12 protein-coding genes and 1 riboswitch are annotated in these 14,798 nt (G+C 38.9%); of the genes, 9 read left to right on the top strand and 3 right to left on the bottom strand.

All coding sequences use genetic code 11. The annotated features are described in order from the left end of the window. Positions 1-93: 93 nt before the first annotated feature. Positions 94-301: riboswitch (cobalamin riboswitch) on the top strand. Between the two features lie 35 nt (positions 302-336). From I5515_RS12615 to I5515_RS12605, 3 genes are all read left to right on the top strand, one after another. Further along, a complete protein-coding gene (locus tag I5515_RS12615; protein ID WP_199967424.1) occupies positions 337-2,208 on the top strand; it encodes a TonB-dependent receptor plug domain-containing protein in 1,872 nt (623 codons plus the stop codon). 95 nt (positions 2,209-2,303) lie between these two features. Further along, positions 2,304-2,882 (top strand): cob(I)yrinic acid a,c-diamide adenosyltransferase, encoded by a 579-nt coding sequence (locus I5515_RS12610; RefSeq protein ID WP_199967422.1) that lies wholly within the window; start codon positions 2,304-2,306, stop codon positions 2,880-2,882. Between the two features lie 72 nt (positions 2,883-2,954). Further along, positions 2,955-3,668: a glycerophosphodiester phosphodiesterase gene (locus I5515_RS12605; protein WP_199967420.1), complete on the top strand. Its 714-nt coding sequence runs from the start codon at positions 2,955-2,957 to the stop codon at positions 3,666-3,668. A gap of 27 nt (positions 3,669-3,695) precedes the next feature. Here I5515_RS12605 and I5515_RS12600 read toward each other — a convergent pair whose 3' ends face one another. Further along, positions 3,696-4,229: an META domain-containing protein gene (locus tag I5515_RS12600; protein WP_199967418.1), complete on the bottom strand. Its 534-nt coding sequence runs from the start codon at positions 4,227-4,229 to the stop codon at positions 3,696-3,698. A gap of 208 nt (positions 4,230-4,437) precedes the next feature. On the opposite strand from I5515_RS12600, the gene I5515_RS12595 reads away from it, so the two are divergent. The 3 genes from I5515_RS12595 to I5515_RS12585 all read left to right on the top strand — a co-directional run bounded on the left by I5515_RS12595 (position 4,438) and on the right by I5515_RS12585 (position 7,809). Then, a complete protein-coding gene (locus I5515_RS12595) occupies positions 4,438-5,610 on the top strand; it encodes an acyl-CoA desaturase (RefSeq protein WP_199967416.1) in 1,173 nt (390 codons plus the stop codon). A 99-nt stretch (positions 5,611-5,709) separates the two neighbouring features. Next, complete coding sequence (locus tag I5515_RS12590; protein WP_199967407.1) at positions 5,710-7,152, top strand: protein adenylyltransferase SelO; 1,443 nt, start codon at positions 5,710-5,712, stop codon at positions 7,150-7,152. 75 nt (positions 7,153-7,227) lie between these two features. Beyond that, positions 7,228-7,809 carry a L,D-transpeptidase family protein gene (locus I5515_RS12585; RefSeq protein WP_199967405.1) on the top strand — a complete coding sequence of 194 codons (582 nt, stop codon included), beginning with the start codon at positions 7,228-7,230 and terminating at the stop codon, positions 7,807-7,809. A gap of 70 nt (positions 7,810-7,879) precedes the next feature. Here I5515_RS12585 and I5515_RS12580 read toward each other — a convergent pair whose 3' ends face one another. Continuing rightward, positions 7,880-8,566, bottom strand: a complete 687-nt coding sequence (locus tag I5515_RS12580; protein WP_003655179.1) for a response regulator — start codon at positions 8,564-8,566, stop codon at positions 7,880-7,882. 21 nt (positions 8,567-8,587) lie between these two features. Next, entirely contained in the window at positions 8,588-10,246 is a 1,659-nt protein-coding gene (gene baeS / locus I5515_RS12575) for a sensor histidine kinase efflux regulator BaeS (protein WP_199967403.1), read from the bottom strand. 131 nt (positions 10,247-10,377) lie between these two features. Here baeS and I5515_RS12570 point away from each other — a divergent pair, with 131 nt between their 5' ends. From I5515_RS12570 to I5515_RS12560, 3 genes are all read left to right on the top strand, one after another. Next, positions 10,378-10,755: a hypothetical protein gene (locus tag I5515_RS12570; RefSeq protein WP_199967401.1), complete on the top strand. Its 378-nt coding sequence runs from the start codon at positions 10,378-10,380 to the stop codon at positions 10,753-10,755. A 291-nt stretch (positions 10,756-11,046) separates the two neighbouring features. Next, entirely contained in the window at positions 11,047-12,849 is a 1,803-nt protein-coding gene (locus I5515_RS12565) for an acyl-CoA dehydrogenase C-terminal domain-containing protein (RefSeq protein ID WP_199967398.1), read from the top strand. Positions 12,850-13,016: 167 nt separating this feature from the next. Then, positions 13,017-14,798 (top strand): acyl-CoA dehydrogenase C-terminal domain-containing protein, encoded by a 1,782-nt coding sequence (locus I5515_RS12560; RefSeq protein WP_199967396.1) that lies wholly within the window; start codon positions 13,017-13,019, stop codon positions 14,796-14,798.

Raw genomic sequence — 14,798 nt, 5'->3', positions numbered from 1 at the left:
AGCGTCATTGTAATGCAATTTTTGTCCCTTGCGTAAAAGTTCTCTGGGAATTGGACTAAATGACATTGTACGAAGCAAATCGGCACTTTATACTGCGTAAAATTGGAAGCAAGTGTAAGCAATTAAAGCTTTAGGGAAGCTGGTGAAAGTCCGGCACTGCCCCCGCAACGGTAACAATGTAAAGCATATTTTGTAAGTCGATATCGACTTACACCACTGCAGTCATGTGGGAAGGTGAATATGTCCATAAATTAAATATGGCGCTGAAGTCCGGAGACCTACTTGTTTCATCTATCTACCCGATCATTCACGTGGGGTGAATGTATGGAGCATGTTATGTCTAAGTCTTTTCAACCTACTCGTCTGGTAGGGGCTATCGCTATTGCGATGGGGTTTTCACCTATTATTTTTGCTGAAGATACAACGAACGCAACTCAACTTGATCCAATTGTAGTCACTGCTTCAAAAAGCGCTGAAAAAGCCAGTGAAGTTCCAGCGCGTATTTCAGTAATTTCTAAACAAGAAATTGAAAAAAACCCTGTTTTAAATTTATCTGATGTATTACAAAAAGATGCGTCTATTTATATAAAACAATCTGGTGGCGTTGGTCAACTCACAGACCTATCTTTACGTGGTGGACAAACGGGCTCGACATTATTATTGAAAAATGGTGCTCGCTTAAATACTCAAAACGGCTTAGGCCCTGTTTCACCTGAATTTATTAACCTATCAGATGTAGACCAAATCGAAATTTTAAAAGGCCCAGCTTCTGTTCAATATGGTTCAGATGCTATTAGTGGTGTAGTACAATTAATTTCAAACAATCCAACAAAATCTGGAGCAAGTTTAACAGGTGTATATGGTGAAAACCGTACTTATAAGACACTTGTAAATGCAGATTATGTAGATGATAGTGGTTTTTATGCAAGTATCGGTGGTCAACGAATGGAGACTGATGGTACTAGTATTATCAATATACAAGATAAAAGTGAAAAAGCAGCATTTGACCAAAAAGGATATAATGCAAAAGTTGGTTATAGTAATGATGTAATTAACACAAGCTTAGCAATTGACCAAAATCAAGGTACGAATAACTATACTACGAACTATTCAACGAATAATGCAAAACGTAATTTTGAAAATCGTCTAGTAAATTGGCTGGCTAGTTATAAGGCTTCTTCTGATTTGGTCTTAAATGCACGCTATTCTCATTATCTTGATAAAATCGAACAAGTAATTTATCAAAGCCACTTTAATACGACCTCTGATGAAGGGGACATAAATGCCAAATGGAATTTTGTACCAAATCAGAATATTTTAGGGGGTGTTACATACAATCGATCAAAATATGATGCTAGCTCATCTCCTGAAGCGGTAAGAGATATCAGCTCTACAGGCTATTATTTACAACATCAATATAACGATAATGGTATTCATACTCAGGTTGGTGTTCGAGTTGAAGATAATGATTGGTTTGGTACCCATACTGTTGGACAAGCTGCTATTCGTTATCAAATCTCTCCTCTAACAAGTATCTACACTAACATTGGTACTGCATTCAAAGCACCAACCCTTGAACATTTATATGGCTCTTACGGCTATGATTTTTATAGTAACCCTGATCTAAAACCTGAAGAAAGCAAGTCATATGAAATTGGTATAGATCAGAAGTTTAATTATGGTATTTCTGCCTATCTTTCTGGCTACTATACAGATGTTAAAAATTTAATTAGTTATGGTGCTATAAATGGTAAAACAACATATATCAACTTAAATAAAGCGGATATGAAAGGTGGGGAAATAGGTTTAAAGTGGTCTAAGGATAATATCTTTGTTAATGCTGAATACGCTTATGTAGAAGCTAGAGATAAAGATAAAGACATAGATGTGCCTTATCGTCCTCGTCAAACATATACTTTAACTGCGGGCTATGATGATGGTATTTATGGGGTGAATGCTTCACTAGTCTCTCGCTCTAAAGCAAACGCACAAAATATTGAAAACTCAGTTAAAGTTCCAGGTTATGCAACTGTTGATTTAAATGCTTTTTGGAATATGAATTCAAATATAAAGTTATTTACGAACATCCAGAATATTGGTGATGTACGTTATAACACTGCATATAATGCTCAATCGTCATTCTCTCCGGAATACTGGTATATCAACGGCGGCCGCCTTGCATCAGCTGGTGTGACATTAAGCTACTAAGCAAAACTTTATTATAAAAATATTTTCTTAGCTCCAGTTTCGGGGTAATGTTCTGACCGACATTACCCCCCTTTTTTATGTTCAGGATATCCATCATGGGACACCGTTTAAGCAAAATCTATACACGCACAGGCGACTCAGGCACAACAGGTTTAGGTGATGGCTCTCGTGTTGCCAAAGATGATTTACGCATTGCAGCACTTGGCGATGTCGATGAACTGAATGCCATTATTGGGGTTTTACGGGCTCAAATCACAGCCAGTCAAATGAACAACAAAGCTGAGTGGGACAAAAGCCTGAGCCTGATTCAGCATTGGTTATTTGACTTAGGTGGCGAGGTTTGTATTCCGAACTACAATTTACTTCAGCCTATTTGTATTGAGTTTCTTGAAAAAGAAATTGACCGTATGAATGAAGACTTGCCTATGCTTAAAGAGTTTATTCTACCTTCTGGCTCTTTAGCTTGTAGCTATGCTCATCAGGCCCGTGCCGTTTGCCGCCGTGCAGAACGTTCACTCATGTCTGTACAAGCACGTGATCAAAATATTCAGACAACTGCCCTACAGCTAATTAACCGGTTATCTGATTGGCTATTTGTTGCATCTCGAGCTTTGCAACGTGCTGAAGGTGGACAAGAAGTTCTTTGGCAAAAAAATATTAATGAGATTATTTAAAAATAGATTAGATTAACAATGACCTCTAATATTTATGAGGTCATAACAAATAATATTAGATAGAAGAAAACTATGCGCATTATTGGTCATCGTGGCGCACGCCAAGAAGCTCCTGAAAATACATTAGGTGGCTTTCAGCATTTGCAAGAGTTAGGTATTCGTGGTGTTGAGTTCGACATTCGTCAGCTTCAAGATGAAGAACTCGTCGTAATCCATGATGATAATTTCTTACGTACAGCTGGACTCGATCAAATTGTAGAGCAATCTACATTGGCCCAAGCATTATCGGTTGATCATCGTAAAAATTGGCCTAACTGGCCAAGTTCAGAACCAACGCCTACACTTAAACAAGTTTTGACTCTACTTGATAATTTTGATCATATTGAGGTTGAGGTTAAAGCTGTAAGAGATATGGCTTTAGCAGAAAGACTGGTTCAAAAACTTGAGGCTGAGCTACAGGGTTATGAAAAAGTAGTCACTATCACCAGTTTTGACCTGCAAATTTTATCGGCCTTACAGCAAAATAAATCACAGTTTAAGCGTGGATTACTCATTGAGTTACCTGTTGGAGCAACGGCTATTGAGTTTGCTCATCAATATGGCTGTGTACACATTGGCTGGCATGATCAACTAGCAACTGATGAAGTAGTTAGACTTTCTCAACAAGCAAATCTAAACATTAGCGTTTGGACAGTAAATGACATAGAGCGAGCTAAATCTTTACGTGATTTAGGCGTACAGGGGCTGATTACAGATATTCCCACCGCTATGTTACAAGCGCTTTAAATATAAAAAAGGTGGTAAAACCACCTTTTATTTCTTTTGTGCCTGAATGAGGCGTTGCCCACTCTGATCAAGCAGATATAACGTATTACCCACTAACTGAAAGCGTTGAATACGTTGTAAGGCATCGACTAACTCTGCTTCTTGGGCCAACGCACCAGAACAACTTAGATGTCCTGCATTGACCTGCATATCAAGTTTTTGCTGACTAAAATCAAATGTATATCGACCAAAAACCCTGTTACAGCCTGTATGGCCTGATACCGTTTTGACAGCAGAATTTAGAGAAAGAACGGGCCACTGGCTAAAAAACTTGGCCTTATGACCATTAATCTGAGTAATCTGCCAATCAATGTCTTGAATGCCATCAGGACTCACTCTCTTTTTTACAACTGGAGGTTGAACATGATGAACTGTTTTTCTTGTTTGAACTTTTTTTGTATTTTGGTCGGGTGCACTTTGACATGCGGCTAATACAAGACTGATTGTGACCAAGATACACTTCAATGATAATTTTCTTGCAATATCAATGCTGTTCTTTTTTTTCAATCGTTGTACGTTCATTAAACAACTTCTCCTGCTTGAAAAACTCTGTGACATAGTTTAAATCTGTTACCGTTCTTTCAATACATCTGTACAATAATGTTAGTGATTCTCACTAAGCACGTGCTAATATGAAGGATAGAATAGCAATATATCTTGATGATTGGTTTTGCTATGTCGTTTTGTCTTTGTACCTTGTCTAACAAGGATTCTAGGAGCGCTGCCGGATATGACTTCCGCCCCACTCAAAGCCCCAATTAACTGGACCGCTAGCATTACCTTAATTGGTTTACCAATTCTTGCCGCAATAATAATCCCGATTTACGCGTATTATTATGATTTTAGTGTAAGCGCATGGGTAAGCTTATTTTTTCTTTTAGCTCTAAGTAGTATGGGGATTACTGCTGGTTACCACCGCCTGTGGGCTCACCGAGCTTACGAAGCGTCGTTACCACTTAAAATTCTTTTAATGATTGGTGGAACATTTGCCGTGCAAAATAGTATTTTGTTCTGGGCATCTGGTCACCGTACTCACCATCGACATGTTGATCATGTTGATGAAGATCCATATTCAATTGAGCGTGGTTTTTGGTATGCGCATATGGGTTGGATGATCCGCGATCATTCACCATCTGAGCCTGACTTTAAAAATGCACCTGACTTGCTCAATGATAAATTGGTCATGTTCCAACATAAATACTATGGTTTACTGGTAGTTGCAGTTCATGTTGGTATTTTAGGCTTAATTGGTTGGGCAACTGGCGATTTATGGGGTGTAGTCCTCTTAGGTGGTCTATTGCGTTTAATCATTAGCCATCAAGTGACTTTCTTTATTAATTCACTTTGTCATATGTTTGGTAAACGTCCGTATACAGACGAAAACTCGGCACGTGATAATTTCTGGTTAGCTATCGCCACTTGGGGCGAGGGTTACCACAACTATCATCATATCTTCCAATACGATTATCGTAATGGTGTGAAATGGTGGCAATATGACCCAACAAAATGGTTAATTTGGTCTTGTTCTAAACTTGGTTTAGCTAAAAATTTACGTCGTATTCCAAGCTTTAATATTAAAAAAGCAGAACTAGCGATGAAATTTAAATATGCTGAGCAAGATCTTGCTATTTATGGTCATGATGTAAATGCTGACATTAGTCAAATGAAGCAACGTATTGCACAAGAATACGAAGCATTTACCCATACTTTAAATGATTGGGCAAAACTTAAAGAACAAGAGTTACAAGTAAAAAAAGCAGCAATGGCAGAAAAGATTCATAAAATGGATCACAAGCTTAAAGTTGATTTCCAATTACTTGAACATCGTCTAAGTCATCACCGTGAATGCTTAGAAACACTCATGCGTAGTGTTAAAAAGACTACCAATGTGGTGTCAGACTAAAATAAATTCTGATCTCAAATAGCTCTTTCGGGAGCTATTTTTATGCCTGCTTTTTAACTATGGTATAGTAAAATCCGCTCTCTCTATTTTGCTAAGCCCATGCAGTTTAATCCGCTCTACCCTACACTTCCGTCTAAACTATTCCATGTTCAACAACCATCGCCTTTACGTGGTGCAAAAGCAGGCCATTTCAATACTGCTTTGGCAGATGAATTGCAATGGTCTGAAGACGAAAAAAATGCATGGGTTGAAATCTGTAGCGGACAGCGTACTTTCACTGAATTTCCTTCTCTGGCTATGGTCTATGCTGGCCACCAATTCGGACAATGGGCAGGACAACTTGGTGATGGCCGCGGATTACTCATCGCGCAAATTCTTAATACAAAGGGTCAAACCATAGATCTACATCTAAAAGGTGCAGGTCCAACACCCTATTCACGCATGGGAGATGGTCGAGCAGTATTACGCTCTGTCGTTCGCGAATATTTAGCTGGGCATGCTCTAAATGCTTTAGGAGTAGCTTCTAGCCATGCAGTAGGTTTTACCACCTCTACTCAAGGCGTACAGCGCGAGAAACTAGAACCCGGTGCAATGCTATTAAGAACATCAGAATGTCACATCCGTTTAGGACATTTTGAATGGATTAATCAATACGCTCCTGACTTACTCCCAGAGTTCACTCAGAAATGTATTGAATGGCACTACCCAGAATGCCTAGAAGCAGAACAACCTATTTTAGCTTTTGCGAAAGCCGTAATTCACAATACCGCTATTATGATTGCGAAATGGCAGTTGGTTGGCTTTGCTCACGGTGTAATGAATACAGATAACTTAAATATTACAGGTTCAACTTTAGATTTTGGTCCATATGGTTTTATGGAGCGTTTCCGCCCAAACTGGATTAATAACCACTCAGATTACCAAGGCCGTTACACCTACCAAAACCAACCAAGCATAGGTCATTGGAATTTATGGACATGGTTAAATAATTTAATCCCTCTTGCCAAACCTGAACAAAAGGATAAGTTCAAAGAAGAGTTAGCCGCCTGCTTAGAGCAATTTGAACCAACTTTTATTGAACACTACACAACAGGTTTATGTCAAAAAATGGGACTACCTCATTTTCATAAAGACAGTCTTGATTGTAGTTTTACTTTTTTAAAAATTCTACAAACTGAACAACTTGACTACACTCAGAGCTTTATCAGACTTCAAAATAAAGAATATAAAGTTCTACGAGATGATTGCCTTGATATTCGACAATTTGATGAGTTTCTTAGCCAATATCAAAGTATTCGTGAACATCAAGATACCGATGAACTAGACGCGAATATGCAAAAAGCCAATCCAGTTTATATTTTACGGAACCATATGGCGCAGCGCGCTATTGATGCAGCCGAACGGAATGATTTTAGCGAAGTAGATCGTTTATTTAAGCTGCTTAACCAGCCATACACTCAACAACCAGATTTAGAAAGACCTGAAGATTTAGGTCCATTACCAAGTGATGTTCCTGACGTAGCAGTAAGTTGCTCTTCTTAATCTTTTAAAACATAAAACTCTCTTAAATCGCTTAGTGGTAGATTAAGAGAGTTTTTAAGCATCAAAGAATAATATATGAAAATTAGATCTATTGTTATTTGTACACTTCTCATGATTCCATTGGGAATCACTTTTTATAATTATGAAAAATATTTACCAACTTTTACTTCATCCCATAAAGCTCTTTCACACGAAGAGATTTCGGATCTAATCAAGACAAAGCCCATTACCTCAATTGAAGTGTTTAAGAATCAACGCATACTTCTACTCAAAAGTAATCAGGAAGTAATTCGTCGTTATCCTATTCGTTTAGGCTTTAACCCTGAAGGACACAAAAATTTTGAAAATGATGGAAAAACACCTGAAGGTGTTTATTCCATAGACTGGCGAAACGCACAAAGTGCTTTCTATAAATCTTTGCATATTTCCTATCCCGATACGAAAGATGTTGCTTATGCCAAGCAACATAATCAACCAACGGGTGGAGATATCATGATTCATGGATCAGTTCCAAAATCCTTTTTATTTATGCCTTTTAGCTCGACTTATATGCCACATAAGGATTGGACATTAGGATGTATCGCTGTTAGAAATGCAGATATAGATGAGATTTGGCAATTCGTGCCGAATCATACCAAGATTATAATTTATCCATAAAATCTTTAAAACTATCCACATTTTCTGTGGATAACATTGTGGTTATCCACAGAATAACTTTAGTGAGTGCTTATTCTTCAGGATATTCGAAGCGGTAACCTACACCGTAAACAGCTTGAATCCACTCATGGCGATTACCAGTTTCAGCCGCTTCACTAATTTTTCGGCGCAAGTTTTTGATATGACTGTCAATTACACGATCGGCAACATCAAAACTATCAGGATTAATATGATCCAATAATTGTGCACGCGAATATACTTGGCCTACATGCTCTAAAAATAGCTCAAGTAAACGAAATTCTGTTGGCGTCAAACTCAATGATTTTTGTTGATACCAAATTCTTTGCTGTGCTTTATCAATTCGAAAAGAATCATTTTGTTCAGGCTCTGCCTTACGTTCTAAACGGCGTAAAACTGCCTGTACGCGAGCAACCAATTCTTTTGGGCTAAACGGTTTACATACGTAATCATCAGCACCCATGTTCAAGCCTAATACACGATCAATTTCTTCAGTACGGGCAGTGACCATAATAATCGGCAAATCTGACTGTTCACGAACTTTACGGCAAATGGTCAAACCATCCATTCGTGGAACCATTAGATCCAGAACCATTAAATTAGGTTTACGTTGCTGAAAACTCGCATAGGCATCTTGACCATCATGAAACATACTTACTTCAAAACCGGCAGCTTCAAGATAATCACGCACCAAATGTGCCAATTCGACTTCATCTTCAACCAACATCACATGTTTCATGAGATATTTTTCCTTTTATATTTAACTCTGCTTTTTGAAAGTGAGCACACAACGTAATCCACCTAATGGCGAATGTTCAAAACTGAGTGTACCACCAAGCGCTTGCGCAATTTTACAAGACAAAGCCAAGCCTAGCCCTGTTCCACCAGTACTACGCGTACGCGAATCATCTACGCGATAGAATCGCTCACCTAAACGAGATAACTGCTCATCATTTAAACCATATAGACTGTCATCGACATACAACGTCCAATCTTGAGGAGTTTGAGCTGTATGAATATGAATTTTGCCACCTGTTTCGGTGTAACGAATACTATTACTAATTAAATTAACAATAATCTGTTTAAACCGATCACGGTCTAATAATAGCGGAGAACTTGTTCCTTCAACTTGAATTTCGAGACCAGCTTGCTCAAGTTTTGGTTTAAAGTTTTCAACTTCTTGTAATACCACTTCCCATGGGTTTACAGAACTCAAATAACACTTGAGTTGTTGTGCATCTGCCTGTGCCAAGTCTGCAAGGTCTTGTGTTAATTTTTTCAGGCTTGAAACCTGACGCATCATTGCATCTAGATGTTCAGGAGTTGCTTTTCGGATTCCATCTTGCATAGCTTCAATTTGTGCTTGCAATACAGCCAATGGTGTTTTTAACTCATGGGAAGTATCCGCGACCCATTGACGCCGTGACTCTTCATGCTGATGTAAAATTTCTGCTAAATGATTTAATTGGGTCGATAAATCGCCTAATTCATCATTTCGCTTAATAATGACTTTATGTTGATAATTTCCTTTCGTTAATTCATTTGTTGCATTTAATAAACGCTGAATCGGCTTTTTAAAATAAGTCGCCATTAATAGCGCTGCAACTAAACTTGAGAGTAAAGTTAAAGCATAAATTAAGAGTAAATAGCGCTTTTGATTACTAAAGAAATTAATACTTAAAGCATCTTCTTTATCTAAAACTGGTTTTAGGCCTAAATATCCCACGACTTGATTGTTTAAGATAATCGGGCGATAAGACATCTGATCTGAAGACGGCGGCTCACCAACGACAAACTGATGCCGTGCATCATATAAAGATAAACGAGAACTTAGCCCCAAACGGTCGGGCAAAGCAATAAATCGCTTCTTACCATTTTGAGTTTCAATATCTTTTAAGCTCCCCCTCTTGGATTTACTTTTATCATCACGTGGGCGAAACTGATTTGCACTCAAAGGGAATCTTAACCCTTCAAATGGTTGATATTGAGAGGGTAAATTTTTCTCAAGTGTTCTTAGCTCTTCATCACTAAAAATAGTATTTTTATTTGCCGGCGCAACTTGAGGTGAAATATTGATTAGGGCATGTTCATCGAAAGAATGCTGTTGTATGGCAATATCATATTGGCGACGAAGCCACCACTGTGAGAGGCGATCATAATCATCGGGAGCAGCAGTCCCTTCAATTTGTAAAATTTGTGCCTGAATCGCATTTCCCCAATCATGGTACACCGTATAGACATCGCCCAGATTGGTAATGAGGCGGTCGAGCTTCTGCATTTCAACGTCGGCCACATATTTGGCAAAGTTCTTTTGCATTGTCCAGTGCAAAACGCTCAAGCTTGCAGTCGCAATAAGTAATGTAGTGAGCAAGACTGTTAAAAATAACCGCAATGCAATGGGAACACGTAGAACGTTCAAAAGCACTCTCTCATTTTTACCCTATATTTGGCATTGTAACCAACAACGAAAAGAAAAACTCTCCATTGTTTCTACATCTTTATTATCTAATCTGTAAGTCATCTTAAAACACAACATAAAGGGCTTTAAATATGAAAATGACGGCAAAAATTGCATTATTCAGTGCGGCAATTGTAACTATGGGTAGTTTGGCGGCTTGTCAATCAACACTTCAACCGCAAAAATCAGAGCATGGCATGATGCAAGATGGCCCACGTGAAGGTCATCATCGTATGAAACATCGTGAATTCACACCAGAGCAAAAAGCAGCATGGGAACAGCACCGTGCAGAACGTCAAGCTCGCTTTGAACAAATCCAAAAAGCATGTGATGGCAAGGCCAATGGACAACCAGTAAATGTTCAAGTTGGCGATAAAACAATTGAAGGTACTTGTAACATTCGTTTTGAACCAAAACGCCCTCAACCACCAGTTAACGCCCCTGCTCCTGCATCAGCTCAAGCAAAATAATTCTAAAAAAATCATGAAACAAAAGGCGCCGATAGGCGCCTTTTGTTTATACATAACTATTTACGATTTTGACTATTTGTATCATATAAACATAACCAAAAGTGTTTACACTCAAAGCACTTACATAGTTTAAGTATTTTTTTCTTGACTTTGCAGTCACAAAGTAAAGGTCCTGAGGTGCTTGTACAGTTATGCAAGTTGTTGCACGATGTAATAGTCCAAGGTGCCTCATGGCACATTATCATAGATTAAGATTATAACTCTGGTTTCACCAGTATTGAGGAACCCGATATGCCACAATACAAAGCGCCCTTACGTGATATGCAATTCGTTTTGCATGAATTATTAAATGCTGAAGAACACTATGCAAAATTACCTGATTTCCAAGGTAACGTAAGCCGTGAATTGGTTGATCAATATTTAGAAGCTGCGGCAGACTTCTGTGAAAATGAACTTTCTCCTTTAAACCAAGTTGGCGACCGCGAAGGTTGTACTTGGAATGATGGCGTAGTGACTACTCCAACAGGCTTTAAAGAAGCTTATCAAAAATATATTGAACTTGGCTTTCCGTCTTTATCAGCAGAAGAACAATACGGTGGTCAGGCTTTACCTAACTCTTTAGGTATTGCAATTTCTGAAATGGTTGGTACAGCAAACTGGTCTTGGGGTATGTACCCTGGCTTGTCTCACGGAGCTGTACGTACATTAGAACATCATGGTTCTGATGAACAAAAAAATACTTATTTACCAAACCTTGTTTCAGGTGTTTGGACGGGTACGATGTGCTTAACTGAATCTCATGCAGGTTCAGATTTAGGTATTATCCGCTCTAAAGCAGAACCAAACACAGATGGTAGCTATGCAATCTCTGGCGAGAAAATCTTTATCTCTGCTGGTGAACATGACATGGCTGAAAACATCATCCATATCGTTCTTGCTCGTTTACCAGGCGCACCAAAAGGTACTAAAGGTATCTCGTTATTCATCGTTCCTAAATTCCATGTAAATGCAGATGGAACTGTGGGCGAGCGTAATGCGGTTCGTTGTGGCTCTATCGAACACAAAATGGGTATTCATGGTAACGCGACTTGTGTCATTAACTTTGACCAAGCAAAAGGTTACTTGATCGGACCTGAAAACCGTGGTTTGAACTGTATGTTCACCTTCATGAACACAGCACGTATTGGTACTGCTGTTCAAGGTTTAGCAGCATCTGAATCATCTTTCCAAGGTGCGTTAACTTACGCAAAAGAACGTTTAGCAATGCGTTCACTTTCTGGTCCTAAAGCTCCAGAAAAAGATGCAGATCCAATTATCGTTCACCCTGCTGTTCGTAACATGCTTTTAACTCAAAAAGCGTTTGCTGAAGGTGGCCGTGCACTTGTTTACTTACTTGCTCAGTACGCTGACATCGTTGAAAAAGGCGAAACAGAAGAAGAGCGTAAGTTTGCTGACAACATCTTGTCTTTATTGACTCCTATTGCAAAAGCATTCTTAACTGAAACTGGTTCTGAATCTGCTAAGCATGGTGTTCAAGTCTTCGGTGGTCATGGCTTTATTTCTGAGCATGGCATGGAACAAATCGTACGTGATACACGTATTTCATGCTTGTATGAAGGTACAACTGAAATTCAGGCACTCGATTTGTTAGGTCGTAAAGTATTGCAAACTCAAGGTGCAATGCTGAAAGACTTTACCAAAATGGTTCACAAATTTGTTGAAGCAAATAAAGATAACGCTGCCATGAAAGAATTTGTTGAGCCGCTTGCAGCTCTTAACAAAGAATGGGGCGATCTCACCATGCAAATTGGTATGCGCGCAATGCAAAACCCAGATGAAGTAGGTGCTGCTGCTGTAGATTACCTTTACTTCTCAGGTTATATCACTTTAGCGTATCTATGGGCTCGTATGGCACTTGTTGCACAAGAGAAATTAGCAGAAGGCACAACCGATGTTGATTTCTACAATGCAAAAGTAACAACGGCTCGATTCTACTTCAAAAAAATCTTGCCACGTGTTCGCTCACATGTCGATGTGATTGCGGGTGGTCTAGATCCATTAATGTCATTAGATGCTGAACATTTCGCTTTCTAACCATAGTTAGTTGCGATATGCAATGTTAAAAAACAAAAAAGGACTGCTCAGTTTTGACGGTCCTTTTTTTATAAAATCAATGATAAATTTACACTTTAAATTCCATATCCATTTCGTTTAACAGGATATCTAGCACAGGCCAATGTGCACAAAAAAGGTGAACGATTATGCCAATTTACAATGCTCCTTTAGCTGATATGAAATTCATCTTAAATGATGTATTTAAAGCAGAACAATTTTGGCAGTCTAATGAGAAACTTGCTCATGTAGATGCTGCAACAGCTGAAGCAATTTTAGAAGAAATGGCTAAATTTGCTCAGAACGTGACTCATCCATTAAACCGTACAGGTGATGAAGAAGGCGCTCGCTACGAAAACGGCGAAGTGTTCACACCAGCTGGTTTTAAAGATGCATTCCGTCAATATGCAGAAGGTGGTTGGATTGGCCTAGGTGCCGACGAAGAATGGGGCGGTCAAGGCATGCCAAAAATGCTCACCGTTCTTTCTGATGAAATGTTATTTGCAACAAACCCATCATTTATGCTCTACCCGCTTCTTTCTGTAGGTGCAGGTATGGCTTTAAGCAGCTATGCATCTCAAGAACAAAAAGAAACTTACTTACCTAAGATTTATTCAGGTGAATGGTCGGGTACGATGTGCTTAACCGAGCCACATGCAGGTACTGACTTAGGTATTATTAAAACCAAAGCGGAACCTAATCAAGATGGTACTTATAACATCACAGGTACTAAAATCTTTATCACTGGCGGTGACAATGATTTAGCAGAAAACATCATTCATTTGGTGCTTGCTAAAACCCCTGATGCTCCTGCTGGTTCACGTGGTATATCGCTGTTTATCGTTCCGAAATACCTTGTAAATGAAGATGGCTCTTTAGGTGACCGTAACCATGTTGGTCCAGGTTCTATTGAACATAAAATGGGGATCAAGGCATCTGCAACTTGTGTGATGAACTTTGATGGAGCAAAAGGTTACCTCGTTGGTAAAGAAAACGAAGGTCTAGCTGCCATGTTCGTCATGATGAATTACGAACGTCTATCAATGGGTATTCAAGGTCTAGGTGCATCTGAGTTTGCATATCAAAATGCTGCACAATACGCGACTGACCGTTTACAAGGCCGCAGTGCAGTAGGTGTTCAATCACCAAATAAACCAGCAGATAGCATTTTGGTACATGGTGACGTACGTCGTATGTTGTTAAACGTACGTGCAAACAATGAAGCATCTCGTGCATTTGCCGTATATGTAGGTCAACAGCTCGATATCACTAAATTCTCAACTGATGCAGAAGCAGTGAAAAAAGCCAATAATCGCGTTGCGCTTTTAACACCAATTGCTAAAGCTTACCTCACGGACACAGCATTCCAAGCAACTTTAGATGCTCAGATGGTGTTTGGTGGTCATGGGTATATCCGTGAATGGGGTATGGAACAATGTATCCGTGATCTTCGTATTGCTCAAATCTACGAAGGAACGAACGGCGTTCAGTCTCAAGATTTAATTGGTCGTAAAACCATTAAATGTGGCGGTGCATTCATTGCTGAATACATCACTGAAATTCGTGACTTTGCAAATGACTTAGACACAGATTTGAACTTTATTAAAGATGCAACCTTAGATGCTGCAACTGAAATTGAAGCAATCACTCAGTTTATTATTGAGCAAGCTGCTGAAAATGTAGATTTCCCGAACTCTGCTGCTGTTGATTACTTACATGCAGTTGGTTTACTCAGCTTCTCTTATATGTTTGCAAAAATTGCAGCCGCAGCAAAAGATAAATCTGGTGATTTCTACCAAAACAAGCTTGCATTAGCTCAATACTTTGCTGAACGTATCTTGCCAGATATCGATGCACGTATTGCTAAAATCAAAGCAGGTTCTGACTTAATTATGGGCTTTAGTGAAGACTATTTCACGAATCAATCTTAA

Origin of the sequence: Acinetobacter calcoaceticus (assembly GCF_016508255.1) — a bacterium.
GTDB lineage: Bacteria > Pseudomonadota > Gammaproteobacteria > Pseudomonadales > Moraxellaceae > Acinetobacter > Acinetobacter calcoaceticus_E.
This window is presented reverse-complemented; position numbering and strand designations above follow the sequence as displayed.